Consider the following 25,381-nt stretch of genomic DNA (forward strand, 5'->3'; position numbering starts at 1 on the left):
TCACTCAAGTCGTTGAATTTTGCCTGTCATAATAATTTTTAAAGCTAAACAGTTTCCTTTAGATTCATATTGAGTCACAAAAGATATTCAAATAGATAAAAATCCCAGAAATAGTAAAAAAGCTTAAAAGCAAGTTATCAAAAACGTTGATTTTAAGCTTTTCTGTTATTAATGACTGAACTTTGATTAGGAACTGTATTTTTCTCATTTTTTAATCACATCAAGATAAATTTCAGCTTCAATATCCTAATATTTTTAAATATTTTAATCGGAAATTTCTATTCCTAAAATGGCAATTCCTCTTCTTCTAGAACCAAATCTGCCAAGTCTGCACCTGTATTATTCTCACGAAGAGCTCGTTGGGCACGACTTTCTAATAACTGGAAGCCGTTGCAAAGCACTTCTGTTACATAATGTGTCACACCGTCTTTCTCATAACGACGGGTACGAAGTTCTCCATCAAGAGAAATTAAGCTTCCTTTTGTTGCATAACTTGCTAAAGTTTCGGCTAATTTGCCCCAAACAATGACGTTTACAAAATCCGCTTCTCGCTCGCCATTTTGTCCTTTATATCGGCGATTAACAGCAAGCGTTGCACGCGCCACAGATTTATCATTAGCTGTTTTATTTAACTCTGGTGTATTAACCAAGCGACCAATTAAAATTACTTTATTATACATTTTCTTTTCCTCCTAACTATTTATTCGTAAGAAAAAAGAAAAAATCGTGAAAATCCACGATTAATTTGTACTTATTCTTGCCAATGTTTGATTGGATCAAAAGCTGTTCCTACTACTTCTGAGCTTGCTAATTCAATAATTCCGCGCTTTTGTGGGGCATTTGGCAGTTGCAACTCACGAGGACTGCACATCATACCAAAACTCTTTTCTCCACGCAGCTCACTAGGAAAAATCAAGTTTCCCTTTGGCATCATAGCACCCGGAAGCACCACAATCGTCTTGAGACCTACTTTAGCATTAGGCGCACCGGCTACGATTTGAACCACTTTATCTGCTGCTACTTTTACTTGACAAATATTAAGGTGGTCACTATCTGGATGAGCTACCATTTCCACAATTTCACCAACTACAAATTTCGGCTCAAGGTCATTGACCAATTCTGGTTCAAAACCTGCTTGGCTCAATTCTTGATTCAGAATTGAAATTTCTTCATCTGTCAGAAAAACTTGCCCACGTTCGGTAATATTAAAAAGATTAGAAACCTGAAAAATATTCCAAGCAACTGTTTCTCCATTGTCCAAACGATAAATACGCGCTACGTTTCCCTTGCGCTCAGCAGCTAACTTAACTCCTTGACCGTCTGCAACAATCACCATCAGCACGTCTCCAACGTGCTCTTTATTATATGTAAAAATCATTATTTCTCCTATATGTTCAGTTTAACTGGGCTAAAAATTCATTGATTTGCGTCTTCGTTTTTCGCTCGCGATTAACAAAACGACCAATTTCTTGTCCATTTTCTAGGACTACTAGGCTAGGAATCCCATACACATCCCACTTTTGGGCAACTTCCATATAATCGTCACGATTGACCTCAACAAAGGTAAAATCAGGATTTTCTGCTTCAATCTCAGGCAAAAAAGGTTTAATAAAACGACAATCTCCACACCACTCGGCTGTGAAAAAGAACACAATCTTTCCTTCGCGTTTCACAAATGATGCCAATTCTTCTATATTGTCTGGAATAATCATTGTTCTTCCTCATAGGTCAATTCACCGTTTTCATACACAAATGTGATGTGTCGATTATCTTCATACACCACACCACCAACCAATCGATGCTCATCTGACTTGTATAATTGCACATATAGTGTGGCAATATCGCCTAGATCAGACAAACTTTTCCGAATTTCAGCAACTAATTGCTCACGCCACTCAGCTTCTTTTCGTTCGTCCAACGTTTTTTTAGTCGCATAAGCTGCAATCCCTACTCCCGCAAGTGCAGCCGTTGTTAATAGAATCTTTTTAGCTTTCATGACAATATTTTAACACAAAAGATAAATTGGGACAAATCGAAACACTACTGTTTTTTATCTTTGAATGCTACCCAACTATGATAGAAAATGATAAAATAAGAACAGAAAGAAGGTTAATGATGTCAGAATTATTTTCAAAAATCAAAGAAGTAACAGAAATTGCTGCCGTTTCAGGGCATGAAGCGCCTGTTCGCAATTATTTGCGTAAAAAAATCACTCCTCATGTAGACGAAGTCATAACCGACGGCTTAGGTGGTATTTTCGGAGTAAAACATTCAGAAGCTACTAATGCACCACGTGTCTTGGTAGCTGCCCACATGGATGAAGTTGGCTTCATGGTGAGTGAAATCAAACCCGACGGAACGTTTCGTGTGGTACAAATTGGTGGCTGGAATCCACTCGTCGTTAGCAGCCAACGGTTTAAATTATCTAATCGTACAGGAGATGAAATTCCTGTTATTTCAGGATCTGTTCCTCCACATTTGACTCGTGGAACAGGTGGACCAAGTCTACCAAGGATTGAAGATATTGTTTTTGACGGTGGATTTGCTGATAAAGCAGAAGCTGAAAGCTACGGCATTCGTCCAGGCGATACGATTGTACCAGACAGCTCTGCTATTCTCACAGCTAATGGGAAAAACGTTATCTCAAAAGCTTGGGACAATCGTTACGGTGTCCTCATGGTGAGTGAACTGGTTCAAGCTCTGGCTGGACAAAAGCTTAACAACGAACTTTATGTTGGAGCCAATGTCCAAGAAGAAGTCGGATTGCGTGGAGCCCATGTTTCAACGACTAAGTTTGACCCAGAAGTTTTCTTGGCAGTAGACTGTTCGCCTGCTGGCGACATTTACGGAGATCAAGGAGCTATCGGAGAAGGGACTCTGATTCGTTTCTTTGATCCAGGTCACCTCATGTTGCCAAATATGAAAGATTTCCTTCTAACAACGGCAGAAGAAGCAGGCATCAAGTATCAATACTACTGTGGCAAAGGCGGAACCGATGCAGGCGCTGCTCATCTCAAAAACGGTGGTGTGCCTTCTACAACTATTGGTGTTTGTGCACGTTACATTCATTCTCATCAAACACTCTACGCAATGGACGACTTTCTACAAGCTCAAGCTTTCTTACAAGCTCTTGTTAAGAAATTGGATCGTTCAACCGTTGATTTGATAAAAAACTATTAAAAAATGCATATTTGAAAAGGCTGTAGACAGTGATGTCTCAGCCTTTTTCTGCTCTCGTTTTTTCACTTATTGTTTAATCCCATTAACTTACGTAATTCGGGGATTCGTTGCAACTGTGGGACAATGAGCATTGTCACAAATACTCGTAAAGGAATTTCAAAAACAGACCATGCCCTAGTAGCGTATAGTGCAACAAAGGGTACTCCATATTGTAAATGGAGAGCTAAGGGCGTTAAGGTAAAGGTCCCCACTCCCATAACAGCGACAGTTGCTAGTGTCACCCAAAGCCAGTCTTTCTTCCGTTCAAATCGTAATTCTTTGCCATAAAAGAAATAACCATAGAGAATACCTTGCAAGGCTTCAATCAATGTAAACCAGATAATGAATGGTTGCCCCTGACTCAAAAAGAAAAAGGAAAGCATATCATATACGGCAGAAACCAGACCAGATAAAATCGGACCAGCGACACTTCCCATAAGGGTATAACCAATGAAAGCTGGGCTCAGCTTCAACAAACGAGGGATGACAAAGATTGAAAACCTCTCTAAGACAAAGCAGAGAGCTACAATCATAGAAAGGGCAACTAAAAGTTGCACCGACAACTTAGGCGAGTTTTTTCTCATATTCGCTCCTTTTCTTTCGGGAGCTGTCAAAATGACAGCGGATGCAATGGTCTACCGCACAAATGTTTCGTTGTATGGCAACATCCCATCCATACACACTTAACGCAGACCACTTACTCTGTGCAAACGAATTGCTCTTTTATTCTATCACATTTGAACTATTTAGAAAACCCCCTTTTACCTATCGCTCATTAGATATTTTCTCACATCTGCAAGGAAATAGAGAGAGCCTGTGATGAGCAGTAGCTCTTTCTCTCCATGTTTGACTTTTTTGTATTGCTCCAAATAAGGCAACCACTCTACATATTTTAACTTTTCACGCTTTGCCAAACCTTGCATTTCTTCTGTTGAAAAACTCTTCGAATCTTCAAATGTAGTGAGAAATAACTGAGATTTGGAAACAGTTTTTAACAAAGCAACCATTTCATCCAACGCCTTAGTTTGAATACATGTAAATAAAATCGTTTTTTGATAATCTGGAAAATAGCTTTCTAAGGAAGCAATCAGGGCTTTCATTGCATGAGGATTGTGTGCACCATCTAGCAAAATCAATGGTGCATTTGAAATTTTCTCCAAGCGAGCAGGCCAATACGTTCTTTTTAATGCCCGTCTTACCTCATTTTCACTCAACAATGGTAAACCTTTCAAGTAGCAATATTGATCGCATAATTCAAGTGCAAGTCCTGCATTCTCAACTTGATGAACGCCCAAAAGAACACTTTGATAGTCTTCTTTCTGCCGAAATGCATTTGAAAAACGAAATTTTTCTCCTTCTGCCAAGCGTTGCACAGACTCTACCTGATAATCTTTCCCATAGCGGACATGAGAAGCCTGACGTTGCTGAGCAATAGTGTGAATAACTGCCAGTGCTTCTGAAGAAATCTTGCCTGTCACTACTGGTACCCTCTCTTTGATAATACCTGCCTTTTGCACTGCAATGTCTGCCAGTGTGGTACCTAAAATAGCCATGTGATCTAGTCCGATTGTCGTAATAGCTGTCAAATCCGGTCGACACACATTAGTACTGTCCAATAAACCACCCAGACCTACTTCCATTATGACCACATCTACCTCTTGCTGGCAGAAATAATCATAAGCCAACGCCGTGATAATCTCAAACTCTGTTATTGCCTGCAATACCGTATCATCTACCTGCTTTTTTAATAACTCTTGATAAGATTGCAACAAAGAATAAAAGTCTTCGTCTGAAATAGGTAAACCATTGATTGCAATTTGCTCATTATAGTTAAGAAGATAAGGCGATGTAAACGTTCCAATACACAACTTCTTTACTTGCAATAGCTGACGTAAATGCGCAATCGTTGATCCTTTTCCATTGGTACCTGCAATGTGAATGACCGAGATTTGTAAATGCGGATTACCTCGCAATGCTAATAGTCGTCTCACTCGTTCTAAGCCTAAATGCGGCTCTTTTGTTTGGTGTTGGTGCAACCATTCTAACTGTTCTTCCTTTTGTATCATTGTCCTTCTCATCCAATCTATAATGCTCTCATTTTATCATAGAAGTGAGATTTCTACAAAAGGAATTTACCAAAAAATGAGCAAGAAAAGAAGAGAAAAGCTATTGCGCAACAAATGACTGAAAATGGAGAACTCCAAACGAGGAAGTGGCTTGGGAATAAAGAGCGAAAACAGAAATCCTAAGCCCGTATAAACGATAAAACAACTGATATCAGCTGGATTTCGTAAAAGGATAAAAAACAAACTCCCTATCACAAAACTCATTCTTGCTTGATCTTTTGAAACAAAAAGATGAATAATAAATGACCGTACTTCAGGCACCAGAGCTATCACATCAACACCCAGCAAAAAAAGAGAGGAGTGGATGAACAGGCTCATAAATAATTGTTGACTTTCTGAAACAGCAGCCGTCCCTTCTAAAATCATCAGATAAACTCCTATAGCATTGATAAATACCATCATGAGATAGGATAATCGCAGGAGAGGCCAGTAACGAGCCGTTAAGATTTCTGATTTAAAATCTGTTAACTCTCTGGAAAAATAGCGAAAATAAAGCAAGCCACAAGAAAATAGAATGAACAAAAATACAAAACTTGACTGCTGAAAGGTCAATGATTTGGACAATGGCGTCGTCAGCAATACCAAAGCAATCTGTGTCAGAACGATTAGCAAACTCATTTGAAGAATATTTTTTATCTTTCTCATTTCAACTCCTTTTTCTACCTTTTTAGTATAAAATATTTCAAAGGTTTCCTCAGAAGATGCCCTAAAAATTTATTTTTTATCTTCAAATAGTAAAAAATGAAAGCAAAGTAAAACACATTTCCCTCAACAGTCCTTCTTTGTCCCACGCCAACAAGTCGACGCAAAGTATCAACTCAAAAAAACAGGCAAAATCTCTTTCGGATTGTCTCCAATTAAGATTTTTCCTGTTTTTTGAATGATAATTTAGATCTTGTTTTAGACCTATTTATTCATTTTTCTTCGTTAGGATTGCAAGTGTTTCAAGAAGGTTGTCAACATGCACTTCAATGGTATCACCTGTCGCTTTGATTTTGACTTCAACGATGCGGTCAGCTGCTTTTTTCCCGATCGTCACACGGATTGGTAGGCCAATCAAGTCACTATCGCTGAATTTCACACCTGCGCGTTCATTGCGGTCATCTGTCAAAACTTCGTAGCCAGCTTTGAGCAGCTTTGCTTCTAGTTGTTCTGTCAATGAAAGAGCTTCCTCGTCTTTGACATTTACAGGGATTAGATGCACATCAAACGGTGCCAATTCTTTTGGAAAATTGATTCCCCAAGCATAGCGATAGTCTCCCTTTGGCGTTTTATTGACAAAGAGGCGTGCATGTTGCTCCATAACAGCTGATAAGAGGCGACTGACACCAATACCATAGCAGCCCATTACGACAGGAACTGCACGACCATTTTCATCTAAAACAGTCGCATTCATACTTTCTGAATAACGAGTTCCTAATTTAAAAATATGTCCAATTTCAATGCCACGTGCAAATTTCAAGACGCCTTGTCCGTCTGGTGAAATTTCTCCTTCACGCACCTCGCGAATATCTACATATTCTGCTGTGAAGTCTCGCCCTGGATTGACACCGGTCAAATGATAACCGTCTTCATTGGCACCAACCACCGCATTTCGAACGTCCTCTACTTTGCGATCAGCGATAATTTGAACATCTTCTGGAAGATGAACAGGTCCAAGAGAACCAAAGTTTGCTCCAAATAATTCACGAACTTCTTTTTCACTTGCTGGTTCAAAAAAATCAGCACCTAAATAATTTTTCAGCTTGACTTCATTCAGTTGATCATTCCCAACAAGAAGCGCTACAATCGGTTTCTCATCAGCAATATAAACCAACGTTTTAATTGTTTGGCTTTCATCAACATGAAGAAAAGCAGCGACTTCATCAATTGACTTGCAATCTGGGGTCTCTATACGAGTCAATTCCTCTTTTGCCACGACACGATTGCTTGGTTTGTATTCATTCGTTGCCATTTCCAAATTTGCAGCATAGTTTGACTCGCTTGAATACACAACAGTATCTTCACCAGACACCAACCAACTTGTCAATTCAGCTTTAATGGCTTCTTGCACATCAGCTGGAATTTCATCAAAGCTAGCGACTGACTTGTCCAAGACAACCCAACGGCTGAGGTCTGTCCGTTCAGGTGTAATGGCCATAAATTCTTGACTATCCTTTCCACCCATGGCACCACCGTCACCGATAATACCTTTAAATTCAATCTCACTACGAATAAAAATATTTTCATAAGCCGTCTTGTATTCATCATAAGTCACGTCTAGGCTATCGTAATTGGCATGGAAGCTATAACCGTCTTTCATGATAAACTCACGTGTCCGCAATAAGCCATTTCGAGGACGCTTTTCATCACGGTATTTAGCCTGAATCTGATAAAGATTAAGCGGTAATTGCTTATAAGATTTTACAGAATCCCGTACAATTGCGGTGAATGTTTCTTCATGAGTGGGCCCTAAGATAAAATCTGAACCTTCGCGATTTTTTAATTTATAAAGATCTTCACCGTAGGTATCATAACGACCTGATTCACGCCAAAGGTCGGCACTAAGGAGGGCTGGAGCTAACATTTCGACCGCACCGATTTTTTCAAATTCTTCTCGCATGATTTTTTTTACTTTTTCAATCACGCGATTAGCCAATGGTAAGTAAGAGTAAACACCTGCTGAAATTTGGCGGACATAGCCCGCACGCAGCATAAGTGCATGGCTGATGACTTGTGCATCACTAGGCATTTCACGTAGTGTTGGGATTAACATTTTACTTTGTTTCATAAATTCTTCCTTTTATTTATTATTTAGAATTCACCTTTTAAAAGAAGGTTCTCATAATATCATTCCAGGTCACCACAATCATTAGGAGTACCATAACAGCGACACCTGCCAACGTGACATAGGTTTCTGTTTCCTGTTTCAATGGCTTGCGACGAATGGCTTCAAGAAGATTGAGCACAATCTTTCCACCGTCAAGCGCTGGGATAGGAATGAGATTAAAAATACCAATATTTAGAGATAGCATAGCTAATAAAGCGATAACACTTTCAATTCCGCCTTTAGCAGCGTCACTACTGGCTTTGTAAATCGCCACAGGACCGCCTAGTTTATTGATGTCTGGGTGGAAAATTAAATTTTTTAAAGCGTCAAAGATGCGGAAACTAGCGTTCCAAGCCATGCTAAACCCACCCGCGATCATAGACGGAAAATCTGATTTCAAGCCCGGCATCACTCCTAATAGATATCTTCCTTGCTCTTTTTTAGGCTTAACTGTCAGCTCTTGAACTTTATTTCCGCTTTTAACAGTCACATTTAGTTCTGACTGCCCTTTACTGTTTTTCGTCTCAGACTGAACAGCTTGGGTCAAATCCGACCAATTCTTGATTTCTGCTTGACCAACTTTTAAAATCTGGTTGTTATTTTTTACACCAGCTTGTGCCAAGGCACCGTCCTGTAAGACACGAATATGATTTGTATTGGGATTGGCAACGCCACCCTGCATGAAAATCAACAACAGAAAAGCTACAATCCCCAAAATGAAATTGTTCATCGGTCCTGCAAAGTTGGTAATGAGGCGCCCGCCTAAACTAGCATTTTGATACTGCACATCAAGCGGAGCAATCCGAACCTCTGTGCCGTCTTCTTCTACGATTGTTGCGTCATGGTCAACCGCATAGGTCTTTTGTTCATCTAGTACCAAACCAGTGATTTCCAGCTTGTCTTCCAAATCAAAGCCCGTCACATTCATCGGCAAAGCGGTTTGATCAATTTTCTTGCCCGAAAGGTTGATTCGGACGACCTTACCTGCTTCATTTAAAGTCAAACTAGCAGGTGTTCCGGTTTTAATCTCGGTCGAATCTTCGCCCCAACCAGCCATACGAACATAGCCACCCAGCGGTAACATCCGAATGGTATACGCCGTACCGTCTTTTCCGATATGAGCAAAAATTTTCGGGCCCATTCCAATAGCAAACTCCCGCACCAAAATGCCCGATTTTTTCGCAAAATAGAAATGTCCAAACTCATGAACAACTACAATAATTCCAAAAACAATGATAAAGGTGATAATTCCTATAATACCAGACTGCATTACACCAACCTTTCTACTTTCTGACATGATCATCTTACTGAATTGCACCCAGCAAATCAAGATTACTTCACTCGGCTTAAGATTTCCTTATAAAGTTCATTCACAAAGAGGCTGGAAGGAACGTTTCCCAGACTCTTACAATAATTATTTTTACAACAAAACGCAGTAATGAGAAACTCTGTTGACTTTAGTCAATTTAGAGTTCCTATGCACAATTGATTAGGTACTTTAGTGCCAATCAATCACTGTCGAGTGGTAGTTCTAATCCCTTACTAGGGAAAGAACAACAACTATCCTAGTCAACTGTGCAGAGGGGAGTAACAAAATAAACTTCTTGCGAAATATTGATTTTTTATCTCATCTTCTCAGATTTCATTTTTCTGTGAGTGATTACAAAACAATCACGTTAGTCTGTCCCACTTCATTTTACCATTCTCATTAGAACAATCCAAAGAAATGCATCAAGGGAAAGACAAACAGCATGCTGTCAAAACGATCTAACACACCACCATGTCCGGGTATAAATTTACCAGAATCTTTGACTCCAAAATGGCGCTTAATTGCACTTTCTACCAAGTCCCCAAACTGACCTGCAATACTAAAGAATACTGTGGAAAGAAGCATGACAAACATATGATGAGGTGCGGCAACGTTTCTATCAAACAACATAAAAATAAATGTTACAAGGACTGCTGAAGCAATGCCTCCTAGGCTGCCCTCAACAGTTTTATTTGGTGAAACATGAGGAGCTAAGCGACGTACGCCATATCTCCGTCCGACCAAGTAAGCTCCGCTATCCGTTGCCCAGACGATAAACAAGGCTAAGAGCACTTTGTCAAAACCAGCCACCCGTGCATCTAGCAAAGCATTGAAGCCAATTCCCACGTAAAAACTCGCAGCGATTGGATAAGCCGCATCTTCAAAACTGTAATTTTTCCCTAGAACAGTTGAGCCTAATAGAAGAAAAACAACTAAACTATAGGCCACAACATTTCCGTCTACCGACAAAAATTTCAAATAGTTTTCGAGTGGAATCGTCAGCACAAAACCTGCTAACATAGCTAAGACACCTTCTAGTGTGGTACTTCTCAGCCCTTTCATTTGTAGCAATTCATGAACACCCAACATGGCTAGAAGCCCCATTCCAATTTGCAGAAGAGCACCTCCTATCATCAAAACTGGAATGAAGATAGCAAGTGCCACTCCGCCAAAAATAACACGTCTTTGTAAATCCTTATCCATAAATTCTCCTACACGCCGCCAAATCGACGATTTCGTTTACTATATTCTTCAATAGCTGCTTTCAAAGCTTTCTCATCAAAATCCGGCCATAAAATGTCTGTAAAATACAGCTCACTATATGCACTTTGCCAAGGTAAGAAATTACTCAAACGCAATTCTCCGCTCGTTCGAATGACCAAATCCGGATTGCGCAATAATCGAGGTAGACTGCTGGTTTGTAGATAATTGGCAATCATCTCTTCATCAATCTCGCCCGGACTGAACTTGGCATCTAACACATCTTGAGCAATCATTTTAACTGCCTGAACAATCTCAGCACGACCACCATAATTCAAGGCAAAATTCAGAATCAAGCCTGTGTTGAGTCGCGTTAATTCTTCTGCTTTGCAAAGCGCATCATACGTTGTCTTAGGCAGCCGCTCTGTATCTCCAATCATTTGAATTTTTACGTTATTTCTATGCAACTCAGGCACATAACGGTCGTAAAATTCAACCGGCAAGTTCATGATAAAGCTGACTTCTTTTTCAGGACGCGACCAATTTTCTGTGGAGAACGCGTAGACTGTCAATACTTGGACACCCAACTCTTTAGCTGCAATGGTAACATTTTGCAAAGTTTCCATTCCAGACTTATGCCCGAAAACGCGCGGCTGCATTCTCTTTTTAGCCCAACGACCATTCCCGTCCATAATAATACCGATATGTTTTGGTATTTGTAACGGAACTTCAATTTTTTCTTTTTTCTTAAAACTAAACATCTGCTTGTTTTCCTAATAAAGTTTTACATTTCATTATATCATAAATCCTCTAAAAATGGGATTTATGATAAATTTCAGATAAAAAAGAAGCCGAAACATAGAAATTTTTGGCTCCAATTTCTTTTTCACATTATTTTACGATAAAATTAAATGCTTTATCTTTTTAAAATTCCTATTCTGCTAAGGGAATATTTGTTACTTGGTTGGGCTTTGGCATCAAAATAGCTAATTGGCGACGTCAAAGTAGAAAAAGAATTATTCTTATAAATTGTAAAAGAAACCTTTCAAGCAAAAATAAAAGAACTGGAGAAACTCCAATCCCTTTTTTAGCTTAAAACACTACTATTCTTCTTCAATAGCTGTATCTTCTGACATATCAACACTTCCGTCTGCACCAGCAACTGCTGTGATTCCCTCTGTGAGAGGCAATACGGTCTTAATAGCTGTTAATTCAAATGTCAAGTAAACACCATCTACATCGAGAACAACCGTTTTCTTTTCAGTATCAACTTCATCAACCGTACCATACAAGCCACCAATCGTAATGACTTCATATCCTTTTTGTAGTTTGTTCAAGCTTTCCATCCGTTTGTCTGCTTGTTTCTTTTGAGAACGTTGCATGAAGAACATCAAGCCCATCATCACAACCAACATGATTAAAATTGAAAAACCGTTACCCATTTTCATTTTAGTCTCCTTTAGATTTCATATATTATCTACTATAGCAGATTCCTAAATAATTTACAAGGAAGAGCTGAAATTTCTAAAAGGATTCCTCCTTAAGTCTGACTAGCAGCGAATTCTTTTGACAGTATGCTCTGCTTTTTCCAAAAAGCGTAAAAAGTCCGCATAAGCGATATTGAGCGTTGTTGTATTGACAAAAGGATGAAAACCCACGGTCAAGTTCGGATCAACCTCCTCGTCCACAATCAGTTGGACTTTCTTTTCCTTATCAAAAAGCAGCCCAAAGGGTGTAACCGCACCTGGCTCTACCTGTAAAAGCTCCTCCAGCTCCTTATCATTGGCAAATGATAATCGTTTTTCATCAAGGATTTCTGCCAAATGCTTGATATCTGCCGTTTTTTCGTCCCGCAAAATGACCAAATAAAATTGACGTCCCTTTTTATTTTTCAAAAAGAGATTTTTGACCTGTTGCCCCGGTAAGACAATTCCTTTTTCAGCTGCCTCAATAACGGAAGAAATTGGTTCATGATCCAGACGATCATAAGAAATTTTCAATTCATCCAACAGCTGATAAATCATACTTTCCTTTGTCATCTTCACACCTCCGAGATAAAATTTCCTATTTTCATTATAGCATTTCTAGTTAGAAAAACCGAAGCAAAGCAAGCCTCGGTTCTTCTTGATAGTTACTATTTCAAATTTTTCACAACTTCTACGACATGAGCAACGGTGAAGCCATATTCTTCCATTACCTTAGCAGCTGGGGCAGAAGCACCGAATTTGTCAATACCGATAACAGCTCCGTCAAGTCCGACATATTTATACCAAGACTGGGTTGCAGCCATTTCGATAGCAACACGGCGACGAACTGCATTTGGTAAAATTTCTTCTTTGTAAGCAGCGTCTTGTGCATCAAAGATGTCTGTTGATGGTACGCTGACAACACGAACCTTTTCTCCTTGTACTTCCAACTCTTTAGCAGTTGCAACAGCTAAGTTAACTTCAGAACCAGATGCCAGAAGAATTGTATCAAAACCATTTGCTGTTTCATATACAACATAAGCTCCTTTCGCCACCTTGTCAAAGTCAGTTCTAGCTTCAACTGTCAAGTTTTGACGTGTGAGAACCAAAGCTGTTGGAGTTGTTTGACTCTTGAGTGCCAAGTACCAAGCAGCCTGTGTTTCACGTGCATCTGCTGGGCGCAAGACATTGAGGTTTGGAATTGCACGAAGACCTGCTAAGTGCTCAATTGGTTCATGAGTTGGACCATCCTCACCAACTGCAATTGAGTCATGCGTAAAGACATAAGTCACAGGTAAGCCTTGAAGGGCTGATAAGCGAACAGCCGCTTTAACATAGTCTGAGAAGACAAAGAACGTACCGCCATAAACACGAAGTCCTCCGTGAAGCGCCATACCATTCAAAATAGTACCCATAGCAAATTCACGCACACCAAATTGAATATTGCGGTTAAGACGGTGGGCATCATCTTGCAAGCCATCTTCTTTGATGTAAGTCATATTAGAATGAGCGAGGTCAGCAGAGCCACCAAGGAAAGTTGGGAGAACTTTTGCGGCAGCATTCAAAGCATCTTGGCTAGAATTACGAGTAGCTTGTGAAAGACCTGTTTCTTTTACTGGAAAATCTTCTGGTTTGATCTCAACTGGATCTTTTCCAGCAATAATGGCAGAAACTTCATCAGCTAAGTCAGGATAGGCTTGTTTGTATTCTTCAACGAGTTTTTCCCAAGCATCATAGGCAGCTTTGCCGCGTTCTGCAACATTAACTCGATAATCTTCGTAGACTTCTTCTGGAATTTCAAATGGTGCGTAATCCCAAGTAAGGGCTTTGCGAGTAGCCGCTGCTTCTTCCGCACCAAGAGGCGCTCCATGAACAGCATTTGTCCCTTGTTTATTTGGTGAGCCATAACCAATCACCGTTTTGACTTCAATCAAGGAAGGTTTGCCAGAAACTTTTGCGGTTTCAATCGCCGTATCGATTGCTTCTAAGTCTGTTCCATCTTTGACCAAAGCTGTGTGCCAGCCGTAAGCATTGTAACGGTCACGAACACTTTCTGTAAAGGAATCTTTCGTTTCTCCGTCCAAATTGATGTCGTTTGAATCATAGAGAACGATGAGCTTATCTAGCTTTTGCAGTCCAGCATAAGAAGCCGCTTCAGCAGACACACCTTCCATTAAGTCCCCGTCACCACAGATGACATAGGTATAGTGGTCAAAGATATTATAGCCTTCACGGTTGTACTTAGCAGCTAGGAAACGTTCTGCTTGCGCAAAACCAGTTGCCATCGAAATTCCTTGACCGAGGGGTCCAGTTGTCGCATCTACACCAGCCGTATGTCCAAATTCTGGATGTCCAGGCGTTTTAGAACCCCATTGACGGAAGTGCTTGATTTCGTCCATAGTGACATCTTGAAAACCAGACAAGTGAAGAAGTGCATAGAGCAGCATAGAGCCGTGGCCTGCTGATAAAACAAAACGATCGCGATTGACCCAATTTGGTACTTCTGGATTCACACGCATTTGCTTGGTAAATAAGTCATAAGCCATCGGTGCTGCGCCCATGACAACACCTGGATGCCCAGATTTTGATTTTTCAATAGCATCAATTCCCAAAAAACGAATGGCATTGACAGATAAATTTGACATTGAATTCTCCTTTTATAATACTACCTTTTCAGTAGCAATTATTCTACACTATCATTATAAGAAAATTATCCGCATATCGCAATGTATACGGATAATTCCCACTTAATTTTTTATAGTAAAGCCTTAAATTGAATGTTTGAATCATGCTCAAAGCAATCATCAAAGCCACGTGGGTGATGATATTCAATCCTGTCTTTGTCTTGCGGATAGGTATATTTACCACCGACTTCCCAGATGAATGGATGGAATTGATATTGGAGGCGCTCTTTACGCATCTTCCACAAGGCTAAAATCTCGTCCGTTGAAGCCATGAAGTTAGACCAAATATCATAATGAACTGGAATAATAACTTTGGCACGAAGGTTTTCAGCCATACGAAGCAAATCAATTGAAGTCATCTTGTCTTGAATACCGATTGGATTATCACCGTAGTTGTTAATCGCTACATCAATATTGAAATCTTTTCCGTGTTTGGCAAAATAGTTTGAGAAGTGCGAATCTGCACCATGATAAATTGTACCACCTGGCGTTTCAAAGATGTAATTGACTGCTTTACGCGCCATTTCTTCATCTGTTACAGGCAGACCTTTCAGTTCACCATCTTGGGCATCAGCACCATCAACCGGAAGTGTTACCAAGCAAGTTCGGTCGAAAGATTCCACAGCTGATACTTTAATATCTTTAAACTCAAAACTTTCGCCGGGTTTAATCACGATGATACGTTCTTCTGGGACACCCCATTTTTTCCAGATTTCGCCACATTCATAAGGTCCGACAAATTTAACATGATTCAATTTCGGATTGTTGACAATCGCTGCTGCAGTATTGATATCAATATGGTCACTGTGAAAATGCGATACCAGATAATAGTCCAACTCATTAATCATAAATGGATCAATCACCATTGGCTGCACGCGCAAATTTGGCTGTAATTTACGTACGCCTGCCATATTTGCCATTTGATGTCCCCGCACCATATCTTTGACCTTTTTAGTTGATTTTCCGCGGTTAGACCAAAGATCCATAACCACATTAGCTCCGCCTGGCGTCTTAATCCAAACACCACAATTCCCTAACCACCACATAGCAAAGTTACCTTCAGGCACTACTTCTGCTTCAATTTCTTCGTTAAGCCAAGTGCCCCATTCTGGGAAAGTACTTAAAATCCAAGATTCCCGAGTAATTTCGTTTACGTTTAGCATGATCATTCCTCCTCAAGATAATATTATATTTCTATCTTTAGTATAAGCTGCTCTAAGAGAGAAAAAAAGACCAAATAAAGCACAAGGCTGTGTTCAAGATTGGACTATTTTTAGTACCTAAAAAAGCCGGGAATTCTATCCCTAGCTAGTCATCCATTCTTTCAGTCTTCTGTTGAAGTTGATAATAATTCTTCGTTTACAAGCTTTTGAATTTTATTTTTCAACTCTTGTGTACGAGTTGAATCCTTGAGGTATTGTGACAAAAGTCGTTCTAAATCTTGACTAAATCGCACGCCTTTAGTAGAAAGAGCTTGATCTTTCACAAAAGAAGTAATATTCAATACATCCTCGTAGTCCAAAATAGGCTGAACCTGTATCGTTGGCAAAGTAGTTTCCAACCCGTCATTTGTCGTAATCAATAAGTCCACATCTAAAATGTCTTCAACACTTTTGAATTGCTCTGTCGTAAAAACAGCGCCTAAATTTTCATTTGGCAAATGATATAAGCACTGCTTGAGCAGCAATTTCTGCACAGCGACTCCCTCGTCACAAACTAAATAAATTCGTTTAGCATCTCGTTTTTCAGCATGATTATGCTTTAAAAATCCACCCATGTGAAGAGCAAGATAAGCCACCTCATCATCGGTTAGTGAAATAAGCCACGCTTCCTCCAAAATCACAGCGCAAGACTTGGTGACCGCAAACAACTCTGCATATTTTTCCTTGATTTGAGCAGTTAATGGATTTTGGGATACAATTCCGTAGGTTTTACGGAACAGCAGAGCCTTGCAGTGCGTCAATAAATTCCGCAACAAATCTTCTTTATTTTCAATTTCAAAGTGCGAACTAACTTCAAAACGCCAGATAAACTCATCAATCGCTTCTTTTAATTGGACAAAATCTTGACTGGTTGCATGAATATCCCTGTCCTTCCGATAAGAAAGCAAAAGAACGGCTAAGAGAGAAATCTCAATGTCATTTAATTGCAAGCCAAATGTTGCCTGTAAATTACTATTCAAATTCTTGGCTGCTTGGTATTCTATCCGCTTGCGAATCAAGGTAAACTCACGCTTCAAGTCTTCCTGTTCTTCCTCATTTAAAGCCATATTGCGGCAGCTCAACAGCAGATATGGTAAAACTTGCAGCATGAACTTGATTTCATGTCGATTGATTTTCTTGCCCAAATTCTGCTCCACATCTTGCACTATTTGATTGAGAAAATCCTGTAAATCATCGGACAAAAGTAAATCTTCTCCGATAAATGCTTTTATCTTTTCTGTCAAAATCATCACAAAACTATGATTTCCCTCTACAAAAATGTGATACAAGAGAGAATGAACATATTGGATTTTATTGAGCGGATGACACTTTAAAAAATATCCTTGCGCTTTCGTGGAAGTGAGATTGACTTGATACTGCTCCGAAGCTAACTGATTGCGGATTTCATTCAAATCGTTGAGAACCGTATTGCGGGATACTTCTGTCAATTCCATCAGTTTTTCAATGGTCACACGCTTGTTTGCAACACAAATATACAGAACAGTCAACTGCATGCGCTCGGTCATGTTCATGACATAACTATAAGAATCGACTCCTTCCAGCAAGGATTGGCATAATTCTTTTTGCTGTGCAGTTAAGACAATCCCTACCCTCGGACGACTGCTAATCATTTCACCAACCTCTGCCAAAGCGTCATTGATTTTTTCCAAATGATAATAAATCTTCCTCCGCGATTGATTGGTTGCCCGTGAAATCGTCATAATCGTTTCTGGCTCTTTCAGCTGAATGAGGTATCTTAGTAAGTCACAACTTGTCTGGTCCAATAGTATCATCATTTACTCCTTGAAAGGGACTGTAAATTATTATAACATCTTTTCACACATCTTCCTACGAGATTGAAACGAGTCCATCTGTTATTTTGCTTATCTTTGAGTTTGTTGCGGAAGCAGAATGAGAAAAGCAGGGTGTGGAACTGCCAACCATGACACTCTGAATCATAGTAATCGTTCCACCCCTTGATAGATTTCTTATCGTCGTTCTTACTTTTTCTGTCCGTAGTAAGCATTCTTTCCGTGTTTTCGCAGGTAATGCTTGTCTTTGAGATCTTGCGGCACTTCTGCCACTTCTGGATTGATAGCTTCTGTGTAGCGTGCCATACGAGCGGATTCTTCCAGAACAACTGCATTATAAACAGCAGACTTTTCGTCCTTGCCCCAAGCAAATGGTCCGTGGTTGCGGACGGTTACACCTGCTACTGCGAGCGGATCTAAGCCACGCTTGGCAAATTCTTCAATAATGACTTTCCCAGTTTCTTTTTCGTACTCGCCATTGATTTCCTCTGGTGTCAAGGCACGAGCGCATGGAATTGAACCGTAGAAAGTATCAGCGTGCGTGGTGCCATAACAAGGAATATCACGTCCTGCTTGCGCCCAAGCCACTCCTTCTGTCGAGTGCGTATGAACAATGCCACCCACTTCTGGAAATGCTTTGTACAGTTCCACATGCGTCGGCAAATCTGACGACGGATTCAGGTCTCCTTCGACAATATTACCGTCCAAATCAGTCACAACCATATTTTCTGGAGATAATTTTTCATACGCCACACCAGAAGGTTTAATGGCAATCAAGCCTTTCTCGCGGTCAATCGCCGAAACATTTCCCCAAGTAAATTTCACCAAACCATGCTCTGGAAGCTCCATATTGGCTTTATAGACACGTTCTCGTAATTCTGGTACTAACATTCTCATAACCCCGCTTTCTCAATGAGTGGATAAAGGAAATCCTGCGCTTCTTTGATAGCTGCTTTGGTTTCTTCCACCGTTTCACAATTTTCAGACCACATTTCAATCAAAAACGGTCCTTGGTAGTTGGTTTTTTTCAAAACGGCAAACATTTCTTCCCAATTGACACAACCTTTGCCAAAAGGTACATCTCGAAATTGCCCTTTAGAATGCTCCGTCACGGCATAGGTATCTTTTAAGTGCAGCGCAGCAATTGCCTGATGACCAAGGTAAAATTCACTCCAGAGGTCATTATGCCAAGCAGAAACATTACCTGTATCTGGATAGACAAAGAGATAAGGCGAATTGATTTCTTTTGCCACAGCCAGATATTTTTCAATGCTGTTGATAAATGGGTCATCCATAATTTCAATCGCCAGCATGACCTGCGCCTGCTCAGCCCAATCACATGCTCGTCGCAGATTTTTTAAGAAACGAACGCGTGTTTCAGGTGATTTTTCTTCATAATAAACATCATAGCCGGCTAATTGAATAACTCGCACACCCAAATCTTGCGCTAACTCAATACATTGTTTCACCGTTTCAAGTGATTTTGCTTCTAGCTCAGGATCGTTCGAGCCTAATGGATAGCGCCGATGTCCGCTAAAACAAATGCTTGGAATCCGCACACCTGTATCATAGATGGCTTTGACAAGCTCTAGGCGTTCTTCTTTGGACCAAGTGAGACGCGCCAACCGAGCATCGCTTTCATCAACCGACATTTCCACAAAATCAAAGTCCATTTCTTTGGCAAATTCTAACCGTTCTTGCCAAGAAAAATGCTTCGGTGTCGCCTTTTCATAAATTCCAATTGGACGTGCCATGACTTACCCCCATATTCGCTTGATTTCGTCTTTGAAAGCACACGCTGCTGCTGCTGGGTTTTCAGCTTCTGTTATTCCGCGTCCAGCAATAAAGGTAAAGACATCCACTCCTTCAAAGAGTTTGAGTGTATCCACATTCAAACCACCTGTCACAGACACACGGAAACCCATTTCAATCAATTTCTTAACTTTATTGAGATCTTTTTCACCCCAAGTTTCGCCGGCAAGAAGGGCATCGCGTGATTGGTGATAAATGGCTTGCGAGATACCAGCATCCAACCAAATCTGAGCTTGCTCATAAGTCCAATCACCGTAGAGTTCAATCTGAATTTCACCGCGTTCACCGCGTTCTTCTTGTATAGCTTTCAGGGCTGCTTTCATGGTTGGAATCGTCGCACAACAAATGCAAGTCATCCAATCCGCACCGCGTACGGCATTATTTTTAGCAACTGTCCCGCCAGCGTCAGCACATTTAGTGTCAGCTACGATGATTTTATCAGGAAATAAACTGCGCAGCACTTCTACCAGCTCACTACCGACTTGCAAGAGACAAACCGTTCCTGCTTCAATGACATCCACTTCATGACCGACCGACACAGCTGCTTTAATAGCTCCTTGCAAGTCTGAATGATCTAGTGCAACTTGTAAATTTGGAAGACGTTTTGACATAATTTTCTCTCCTTCTATTCTTTTCTAATGGATTGAAACACAACCATTTACTAACTATCTAAATCCAATCCTTCTAAATAAGGACTATTTTTTGACTCATCAATCAAAGCTAGAACTTCTGCTTCTGTTTGACAAGCTAACAAACGATCAATAGAATTTTCCAATTCGAAGAGGGCAATAATCTGCGGAATGGCGACACTCGTATGAATTTTTGAACTCGTTGCCGCAAGAGCCAACAAGACACTCACACCTTTCCCGTCTGAGAAAGTTACAGGTTCTTTCAAAGTCACCAAAGAGAAGGCATCTTTTTGTACACCAGCCTCTGGACGAGCATGTGGCATCGCCATACCCGGCATCAAAATATAATAAGGACCATATCCTTCTGTGGATTCGATGATTGCATCATAATATTCAGGCTTAACAGCTCCGCTTTCAATCAAAGGGTCAACAGAAAGTTTGACCGCTTCTTGCCAAGTTGAAGCAGAAAGCCCTAAACGAATAGATTTGTTTTCAATCAATGCTTGCTTTAAATTCATGGCTTCTTCCTTTCGTAGGAAATGGAAACTCAAAACGGATTGGCAAAGAGAAATCCTCTGCTACTTTAAAAGTACAACAGACTTCAATTTTCCTATGCTTTCAGTTTCACCTATCCTTTTAAGCGAATGAGGCTTGGACAAGCGTCCAAAGCCTCTATATCAATTTCTTAAGCGACGAGGCTGAGACAAACCTCTAGCCGCATCATTCCAATACCTGTGATAGTTTTTCAGTAATTTCTTTGTCGTCCATCAGATTATCTAGACCAATCAATTTGCCATTTGTCCGTCCGTCCAATTCATGAATCAAATGAAGAGAGGCAATGACGATATCATAACCAGAAGCTAAACTTTTAGCTTCGCCCACACTGCAAGAATTGACCGTGAAATCTGTTTGCCCAAGTTTACGTAGAGCATTTTCTACTTTCATCTTAATCACCATAGATGAACCCATGCCATTTCCGCACGCTGTTAATACCTTAACCATATTATTTTCCTCCAATATTTAAATCTATTTTTATTCTTCTTCTGCTTGAACATCACCACGGTAGTATGCTTCCTTGTCTTTTGCTTTGGCAAATTGAAGTTGCGGAATAGCCAGCAAGAACACACAGACAAGAATGTAACCAGCAATACCAAGGTATTTGAAAAGATAGCCAAATCCAAGCCATGGGAATTCAAAGTCAATATTTCCATGGTAACCGCCGTAAGAAGCAAGACCGAGCAGTGCCACACAGAGAGCACCGAGCGCTACTTGCAGCACACCTGAGATAAAGGACAAGATAACCGCAGCTTTCCAGCCACCACGCTTATCCGCATAAACTGCAATCGCTGCATTGTCAAAGAATACTGGAACGAAACCGGTAATAATCAGAATTGGATTCTTAAAGACAATCAAGAGCATAATGGTAATCAATTGTCCAATCAAACCGAAAGCAAAGCCTGAAAGCACTGCATTTGGTGAACCAAAACCGTAAGAAGCTGCAACGTCCACAGCTGGGAATGAACCAGGAAGCAATTTGTTAGAGATACCTTGGAAGGCATTGGTCAATTCTGCTACAAACATCCGCACCCCTTGCATCAAGACAAAGAGATAAACTGAGAAAGTAAAGGCTGTTTGAATGATATACATGTAAAAATCTTGCTTAGCAGGGTTGTAAACTGTACCTGATGTAATGACTTTTGCATTTGACATGATATCTGGACCCAAGATTAAGAGAATAGCTCCAAAGAAAACCAACATCAACGTCGCCGAAGCAACCACTGTATCATGGAAAATAGACAATAATTTTGGCAACTTCAAATTGTCAAGATTTTCTTCTTTCTTGCCAAATTTGTCTGCAACTTTATCCACAAACCAAATCGCAAATTGTTGTTGGTGACCAATCGCAAAACCACCGCCACCAGTTAAACGCTGTGTTGCTTCTACTGTCATATTGGAGCTGACTGCCCAGTAAAGTCCACAGATGACACCGATTGCCAGCACGCCCCAGCTATTACGCAATTGAGGAACAAGGAGAAGAACCATCAATGAAACGGTTGCTGCTTGTTGCACCATGATATGACCTGTAATGAACAGCGTCCGCACTTTCGTAATTTTCCGAAGAGCAACGAGCAGGATATTGACACCAAAACCAATCAAAAGTGCTGTTGTTGCTGCTCCGACAAAGTTTGGAAATTCTTCTGCAATCTTTGTATTTGCCGCTGTTAATCCAAAGTATGGGTCAATAACCGCCGCACCAATCTTAAACTTAAAGTTCAAAGCCGCCAAAATCGGACGGAAAGTTGTTACCAAACCTCCAGCACCAACGTTCAACAGCATATAACCAACTGTCGCTTTGATGAAACCAGCATAGACATCATGCGCTGGTTTTTTCAATAACGCATAGCCAATGAGAACCAAGAGACCTACAAAGAAGGCCGGATTCTGCAAAATATTTTGCGAGAACCAGTTCAGAATGTTTAAAATGATGTTCATTTTAACTCTCCTTTTTTCTATTTTATTTGTTCTTTATAGGCCTATTATAAACCATGTAAGCGGTAACAAAAAGACCAAGAATTACACAAGCAACTGTTCACTCTTGGACTGCGAAAAATATGGGAGCCAAAAACGCCGAGAAATTTCTCAGCGTTTGAATAATGAAATTTATTTTTCAACTTGACTATCTGTTGTTTCCTCAATGACTAATTCATCATCTTTAAGATCTGCCAAAAGATGTTTCACATCCAGATGATCCAGATGATAATCTGTTACTTTGTCACGGATTTGTTGTTCAATCACACGGCGAAGCGGACGAACACCCATGACTTCATCATACCCCTCTTCTGCTAGATAATGTTTGGCTGCATCTGTTACTGTTAACGTGATGTCTTTCTTAGCAAGCGTTTGGTTGACTTCATCCAACATCAAGTCGACGATTTCAGCTAAATCTTCTTTACCAAGATGAGAGAATTCAATGACTGCATTGAAACGGTTCAAGAATTCTGGACGGAAGTATGGTTTCAACCGATCCATAATTTTCATATCCTTTTCTTCATCGCCCGTAAAGCTTTCATAGCCAAATCCTGCGTTAGAAGTAGCGATAATAACTGTATTCTTAAAGTTGACAGTATTTCCTTGACCGTCTGTCAAACGTCCATCGTCCAAGACTTGCAATAACAGCGTGATGACTTGCGGATCAGCTTTTTCGATTTCGTCCAGCAAAATGATCGAGTATGGATTGCGACGAACACGTTCTGTCAATGTATTGCTATTGTCGTCGTAGCCCACATAGCCAGCTGTTGTACCAATCAACTTCGACACAGCCGTGCGGTCAGAGTATTCAGACATATCCAAACGAATAATCGCGTCTTTTGTACCGAACATATCAAGCGCTAATTGTTTTGCTAGCTCTGTTTTTCCGACCCCAGTTGGTCCGACAAAGAGGAAGCTACCAATTGGACGATTGCCTTCATCAAAACCTGCACGATTTCTCCGAATAGCACGTGCCACCGCTTCAACCGCTTCATTTTGTCCAATGACTTTGGTCTTTAAGCGCGCATTCATCTCTTTCAAGCGCTCAATATCGCTGCTGCCCATTTGAGAAACAGGAATACCCGTCATGCGTTCTACAGACTCTGCCACATCATTGACAGTCGCTGTCACTTTCATATCTTCCGTATGATTTTCAATTTTCTTTTCCAGCTCTTCAATGCGCATCTTGGCATTCAAAGCCGTTTCAAAATCTTCTTTTTCAACAGCAGCTTCTTGTTTGGCCTTTTGCTCTGCGATTTCACGTTCTACTGCATGCACATCTGTAACGGGGTGTTGAGCTGCTAAGTGAGCCGCTGTCACATCTACTAGGTCAATTGCTTTATCTGGCAAACTGCGTTGCGGAATATATTGAATCGAATAATCCACAGCCGCTTTTAACACTTCATCTGGCAAGATAACATTGTGGTGTTTTTCGTACAAATCAAGAATTCCTTGCAAAATCTTATAAGTATCCTCTGCAGACGGAGCATTTACTTTTACTTCATTGAAACGGCGAGCCAAAGCCGCATTTTTCAAAATGGTATTGCGGTATTCATCTTGCGTCGTCGCACCAATCACAGTTAAATCCCCACGAGAAAGAGCTGGTTTCAAAATGTCTGCCAAACCTTTAGAGCCGCTGTCTCCACCTGTGCTTCCAGCACCAAGGATTTGATGAATTTCATCAAAGAAGAGAATGACATTGCCGGCTTCTTTCACTTCAGACACCAAATTTTGAATATTTTCTTCAAAGCTACCTCGATATTGCGTACCTGCTTCTAATCCAGAAATATCTACAGAAATAATTTCCTTATTTTTAATAGCAGCAGGGACATCGCCGTTGACAATCGCTTGCGCCAAACCTTCGACAACTGCGGTCTTACCAACCCCAGCATCTCCGACTAGCACTGGATTATTCTTCGTCCGACGAGACAGAATTTCAGCTGTTTCTTGAATTTCCTTATTGCGCCCAATAACGGGATCTAACATATCTTGCCGCGCTTCTTCTGTCAAATTGCGACCCAATTTTGCTAAAATGCCATCTTGTTTTGGAGCACCTGTTTGTCCCTGCATTTGCGGATTTTGATTTTCTACCGCTTGTTTCGGCAGTTTCCCCGTTGCTCGGTATTGTGCAAATTCTTCTGGTGTTACTTCACGTCCATTGATGAGATAACGCCGATTTTCACTATTAAAACCGCCCATTCTTCCCATCAATTGATTGAAAAGATTATCCATATTATCAAAGTTGTTGTAGTTGTTATTCATATCTGTACCTCATTTGTTATTTTACATAATTTTTGCAACTGCTTAAAATATAAGACAAAGTGAGCAACTCTATCTTTTGGATTTATATTTATAAAAGGCAGCCAATATTTTACATAATTTTAAACCTCTCCCAAAATAGAGATGAAATCACTTTAACTGAGCGTAGCTAAGAATTTCATCTTGTTTGAGCGAATGTAACGGATTTTATTCCTTTCCGTTTACAATTGTAATTATACAGTGTTCCAAACAAAAAGTCAATAGATTTTTGTAAAAAGTTACATAATTTTTTAATCTATGATAAATTGCAATAAAAAGTGCAACGT

Annotated in this window: 24 protein-coding genes and 1 riboswitch; of the genes, 1 reads left to right on the forward strand and 23 read right to left on the reverse strand. The window is 40.3% G+C overall.

Going from position 1 to position 25,381, the window contains the following annotated elements; translation table 11 throughout:
* Positions 1 to 284 precede the first annotated feature (284 nt).
* From HMPREF2933_RS08845 to HMPREF2933_RS08860, 4 genes are all read right to left on the reverse strand, one after another.
* On the reverse strand, positions 285 to 680 hold the full coding sequence (locus tag HMPREF2933_RS08845; RefSeq protein ID WP_003070740.1) for a single-stranded DNA-binding protein: 396 nt from the start codon (positions 678 to 680) through the stop codon (positions 285 to 287).
* A gap of 71 nt (positions 681 to 751) precedes the next feature.
* A complete protein-coding gene (ytpR, locus tag HMPREF2933_RS08850) occupies positions 752 to 1,378 on the reverse strand; it encodes a YtpR family tRNA-binding protein (RefSeq protein WP_024052603.1) in 627 nt (208 codons plus the stop codon).
* 16 nt (positions 1,379 to 1,394) lie between these two features.
* Complete coding sequence (locus tag HMPREF2933_RS08855) at positions 1,395 to 1,712, reverse strand: thioredoxin family protein (RefSeq protein WP_070672816.1); 318 nt, start codon at positions 1,710 to 1,712, stop codon at positions 1,395 to 1,397.
* Positions 1,709 to 1,996, reverse strand: a complete 288-nt coding sequence (locus HMPREF2933_RS08860) for a DUF4651 domain-containing protein (protein WP_024052601.1) — start codon at positions 1,994 to 1,996, stop codon at positions 1,709 to 1,711. The genes HMPREF2933_RS08855 and HMPREF2933_RS08860 overlap by 4 nt, the downstream gene beginning before the upstream one ends.
* 119 nt (positions 1,997 to 2,115) lie before the next feature.
* On the opposite strand from HMPREF2933_RS08860, the gene pepA reads away from it, so the two are divergent.
* Positions 2,116 to 3,180: a glutamyl aminopeptidase gene (gene pepA, locus HMPREF2933_RS08865; protein WP_042754108.1), complete on the forward strand. Its 1,065-nt coding sequence runs from the start codon at positions 2,116 to 2,118 to the stop codon at positions 3,178 to 3,180.
* A 62-nt stretch (positions 3,181 to 3,242) separates the two neighbouring features.
* On the opposite strand, the gene HMPREF2933_RS08870 is transcribed toward pepA, so the two are convergent.
* From HMPREF2933_RS08870 to HMPREF2933_RS08960, 19 genes are all read right to left on the reverse strand, one after another.
* Positions 3,243 to 3,803, reverse strand: a complete 561-nt coding sequence (locus HMPREF2933_RS08870; RefSeq protein ID WP_024052599.1) for a folate family ECF transporter S component — start codon at positions 3,801 to 3,803, stop codon at positions 3,243 to 3,245.
* Between the two features lie 33 nt (positions 3,804 to 3,836).
* A riboswitch (THF riboswitch) is annotated at positions 3,837 to 3,926 on the reverse strand.
* A 54-nt stretch (positions 3,927 to 3,980) separates the two neighbouring features.
* Positions 3,981 to 5,285, reverse strand: a complete 1,305-nt coding sequence (locus HMPREF2933_RS08875) for a bifunctional folylpolyglutamate synthase/dihydrofolate synthase (protein ID WP_024052598.1) — start codon at positions 5,283 to 5,285, stop codon at positions 3,981 to 3,983.
* 66 nt (positions 5,286 to 5,351) lie between these two features.
* Positions 5,352 to 5,990, reverse strand: a complete 639-nt coding sequence (locus HMPREF2933_RS08880) for a hypothetical protein (protein WP_024052597.1) — start codon at positions 5,988 to 5,990, stop codon at positions 5,352 to 5,354.
* 265 nt (positions 5,991 to 6,255) lie between these two features.
* Positions 6,256 to 8,115, reverse strand: coding sequence for a proline--tRNA ligase (locus HMPREF2933_RS08885; RefSeq protein ID WP_024052596.1), 1,860 nt, complete (start codon positions 8,113 to 8,115; stop codon positions 6,256 to 6,258).
* 37 nt (positions 8,116 to 8,152) lie between these two features.
* Positions 8,153 to 9,424, reverse strand: a complete 1,272-nt coding sequence (locus HMPREF2933_RS08890) for a M50 family metallopeptidase (protein ID WP_070241512.1) — start codon at positions 9,422 to 9,424, stop codon at positions 8,153 to 8,155.
* Between the two features lie 438 nt (positions 9,425 to 9,862).
* Positions 9,863 to 10,666, reverse strand: coding sequence for a phosphatidate cytidylyltransferase (locus HMPREF2933_RS08895; RefSeq protein WP_024052594.1), 804 nt, complete (start codon positions 10,664 to 10,666; stop codon positions 9,863 to 9,865).
* Between the two features lie 8 nt (positions 10,667 to 10,674).
* Complete coding sequence (locus HMPREF2933_RS08900; RefSeq protein ID WP_024052593.1) at positions 10,675 to 11,424, reverse strand: isoprenyl transferase; 750 nt, start codon at positions 11,422 to 11,424, stop codon at positions 10,675 to 10,677.
* Between the two features lie 342 nt (positions 11,425 to 11,766).
* Positions 11,767 to 12,105, reverse strand: a complete 339-nt coding sequence (yajC, locus tag HMPREF2933_RS08905; protein WP_003026971.1) for a preprotein translocase subunit YajC — start codon at positions 12,103 to 12,105, stop codon at positions 11,767 to 11,769.
* Positions 12,106 to 12,213: 108 nt separating this feature from the next.
* Positions 12,214 to 12,702: a prolyl-tRNA synthetase associated domain-containing protein gene (locus HMPREF2933_RS08910; RefSeq protein ID WP_024052591.1), complete on the reverse strand. Its 489-nt coding sequence runs from the start codon at positions 12,700 to 12,702 to the stop codon at positions 12,214 to 12,216.
* A 95-nt stretch (positions 12,703 to 12,797) separates the two neighbouring features.
* Entirely contained in the window at positions 12,798 to 14,774 is a 1,977-nt protein-coding gene (gene tkt / locus HMPREF2933_RS08915) for a transketolase (RefSeq protein WP_024052590.1), read from the reverse strand.
* A 110-nt stretch (positions 14,775 to 14,884) separates the two neighbouring features.
* Positions 14,885 to 15,976 (reverse strand): L-ascorbate 6-phosphate lactonase, encoded by a 1,092-nt coding sequence (ulaG, locus tag HMPREF2933_RS08920; protein WP_024052589.1) that lies wholly within the window; start codon positions 15,974 to 15,976, stop codon positions 14,885 to 14,887.
* Between the two features lie 161 nt (positions 15,977 to 16,137).
* Entirely contained in the window at positions 16,138 to 17,808 is a 1,671-nt protein-coding gene (locus HMPREF2933_RS08925; RefSeq protein WP_070672818.1) for a BglG family transcription antiterminator, read from the reverse strand.
* 207 nt (positions 17,809 to 18,015) lie between these two features.
* Positions 18,016 to 18,717 (reverse strand): L-ribulose-5-phosphate 4-epimerase, encoded by a 702-nt coding sequence (locus HMPREF2933_RS08930; protein WP_042754115.1) that lies wholly within the window; start codon positions 18,715 to 18,717, stop codon positions 18,016 to 18,018.
* 2 nt (positions 18,718 to 18,719) lie between these two features.
* Positions 18,720 to 19,580: an L-ribulose-5-phosphate 3-epimerase gene (locus HMPREF2933_RS08935; protein ID WP_024052586.1), complete on the reverse strand. Its 861-nt coding sequence runs from the start codon at positions 19,578 to 19,580 to the stop codon at positions 18,720 to 18,722.
* A gap of 3 nt (positions 19,581 to 19,583) precedes the next feature.
* Positions 19,584 to 20,249 carry a 3-keto-L-gulonate-6-phosphate decarboxylase UlaD gene (locus HMPREF2933_RS08940; protein ID WP_024052585.1) on the reverse strand — a complete coding sequence of 222 codons (666 nt, stop codon included), beginning with the start codon at positions 20,247 to 20,249 and terminating at the stop codon, positions 19,584 to 19,586.
* 50 nt (positions 20,250 to 20,299) lie between these two features.
* The gene (locus HMPREF2933_RS08945) at positions 20,300 to 20,785 is read right to left on the reverse strand and encodes a PTS sugar transporter subunit IIA (protein ID WP_020999451.1); all 486 of its coding nucleotides are present in this window, start codon (positions 20,783 to 20,785) and stop codon (positions 20,300 to 20,302) included.
* Positions 20,786 to 20,987: 202 nt separating this feature from the next.
* The gene (locus tag HMPREF2933_RS08950; protein WP_003032305.1) at positions 20,988 to 21,269 is read right to left on the reverse strand and encodes a PTS sugar transporter subunit IIB; all 282 of its coding nucleotides are present in this window, start codon (positions 21,267 to 21,269) and stop codon (positions 20,988 to 20,990) included.
* Between the two features lie 30 nt (positions 21,270 to 21,299).
* Entirely contained in the window at positions 21,300 to 22,760 is a 1,461-nt protein-coding gene (locus HMPREF2933_RS08955; protein WP_024052584.1) for a PTS ascorbate transporter subunit IIC, read from the reverse strand.
* 168 nt (positions 22,761 to 22,928) lie between these two features.
* Positions 22,929 to 25,058, reverse strand: a complete 2,130-nt coding sequence (locus HMPREF2933_RS08960; RefSeq protein WP_024052583.1) for an ATP-dependent Clp protease ATP-binding subunit — start codon at positions 25,056 to 25,058, stop codon at positions 22,929 to 22,931.
* Positions 25,059 to 25,381 lie beyond the last annotated feature (323 nt).

Source organism: Streptococcus sp. HMSC066F10 (assembly GCF_001813805.1).
Lineage (GTDB): Bacteria > Bacillota > Bacilli > Lactobacillales > Streptococcaceae > Streptococcus > Streptococcus vaginalis.

What these genes read in the sequence shown, in the direction of transcription:
- HMPREF2933_RS08845 (WP_003070740.1), bottom strand. Translation starts at nt 680, where the DNA reads ATGTATAATAAAGTAATTTTAATTGGTCGCTTGGTTAATACACCAGAG.
- ytpR (WP_024052603.1), bottom strand. Translation starts at nt 1,378, where the DNA reads ATGATTTTTACATATAATAAAGAGCACGTTGGAGACGTGCTGATGGTG.
- HMPREF2933_RS08855 (WP_070672816.1), bottom strand. Translation starts at nt 1,712, where the DNA reads ATGATTATTCCAGACAATATAGAAGAATTGGCATCATTTGTGAAACGC.
- HMPREF2933_RS08860 (WP_024052601.1), bottom strand. Translation starts at nt 1,996, where the DNA reads ATGAAAGCTAAAAAGATTCTATTAACAACGGCTGCACTTGCGGGAGTA.
- pepA (WP_042754108.1), top strand. Translation starts at nt 2,116, where the DNA reads ATGTCAGAATTATTTTCAAAAATCAAAGAAGTAACAGAAATTGCTGCC.
- HMPREF2933_RS08870 (WP_024052599.1), bottom strand. Translation starts at nt 3,803, where the DNA reads ATGAGAAAAAACTCGCCTAAGTTGTCGGTGCAACTTTTAGTTGCCCTT.
- HMPREF2933_RS08875 (WP_024052598.1), bottom strand. Translation starts at nt 5,285, where the DNA reads ATGATACAAAAGGAAGAACAGTTAGAATGGTTGCACCAACACCAAACA.
- HMPREF2933_RS08880 (WP_024052597.1), bottom strand. Translation starts at nt 5,990, where the DNA reads ATGAGAAAGATAAAAAATATTCTTCAAATGAGTTTGCTAATCGTTCTG.
- HMPREF2933_RS08885 (WP_024052596.1), bottom strand. Translation starts at nt 8,115, where the DNA reads ATGAAACAAAGTAAAATGTTAATCCCAACACTACGTGAAATGCCTAGT.
- HMPREF2933_RS08890 (WP_070241512.1), bottom strand. Translation starts at nt 9,424, where the DNA reads ATGCAGTCTGGTATTATAGGAATTATCACCTTTATCATTGTTTTTGGA.
- HMPREF2933_RS08895 (WP_024052594.1), bottom strand. Translation starts at nt 10,666, where the DNA reads ATGGATAAGGATTTACAAAGACGTGTTATTTTTGGCGGAGTGGCACTT.
- HMPREF2933_RS08900 (WP_024052593.1), bottom strand. Translation starts at nt 11,424, where the DNA reads ATGTTTAGTTTTAAGAAAAAAGAAAAAATTGAAGTTCCGTTACAAATA.
- yajC (WP_003026971.1), bottom strand. Translation starts at nt 12,105, where the DNA reads ATGGGTAACGGTTTTTCAATTTTAATCATGTTGGTTGTGATGATGGGC.
- HMPREF2933_RS08910 (WP_024052591.1), bottom strand. Translation starts at nt 12,702, where the DNA reads ATGACAAAGGAAAGTATGATTTATCAGCTGTTGGATGAATTGAAAATT.
- tkt (WP_024052590.1), bottom strand. Translation starts at nt 14,774, where the DNA reads ATGTCAAATTTATCTGTCAATGCCATTCGTTTTTTGGGAATTGATGCT.
- ulaG (WP_024052589.1), bottom strand. Translation starts at nt 15,976, where the DNA reads ATGCTAAACGTAAACGAAATTACTCGGGAATCTTGGATTTTAAGTACT.
- HMPREF2933_RS08925 (WP_070672818.1), bottom strand. Translation starts at nt 17,808, where the DNA reads ATGATACTATTGGACCAGACAAGTTGTGACTTACTAAGATACCTCATT.
- HMPREF2933_RS08930 (WP_042754115.1), bottom strand. Translation starts at nt 18,717, where the DNA reads ATGTTAGTACCAGAATTACGAGAACGTGTCTATAAAGCCAATATGGAG.
- HMPREF2933_RS08935 (WP_024052586.1), bottom strand. Translation starts at nt 19,580, where the DNA reads ATGGCACGTCCAATTGGAATTTATGAAAAGGCGACACCGAAGCATTTT.
- HMPREF2933_RS08940 (WP_024052585.1), bottom strand. Translation starts at nt 20,249, where the DNA reads ATGTCAAAACGTCTTCCAAATTTACAAGTTGCACTAGATCATTCAGAC.
- HMPREF2933_RS08945 (WP_020999451.1), bottom strand. Translation starts at nt 20,785, where the DNA reads ATGAATTTAAAGCAAGCATTGATTGAAAACAAATCTATTCGTTTAGGG.
- HMPREF2933_RS08950 (WP_003032305.1), bottom strand. Translation starts at nt 21,269, where the DNA reads ATGGTTAAGGTATTAACAGCGTGCGGAAATGGCATGGGTTCATCTATG.
- HMPREF2933_RS08955 (WP_024052584.1), bottom strand. Translation starts at nt 22,760, where the DNA reads ATGAACATCATTTTAAACATTCTGAACTGGTTCTCGCAAAATATTTTG.
- HMPREF2933_RS08960 (WP_024052583.1), bottom strand. Translation starts at nt 25,058, where the DNA reads ATGAATAACAACTACAACAACTTTGATAATATGGATAATCTTTTCAAT.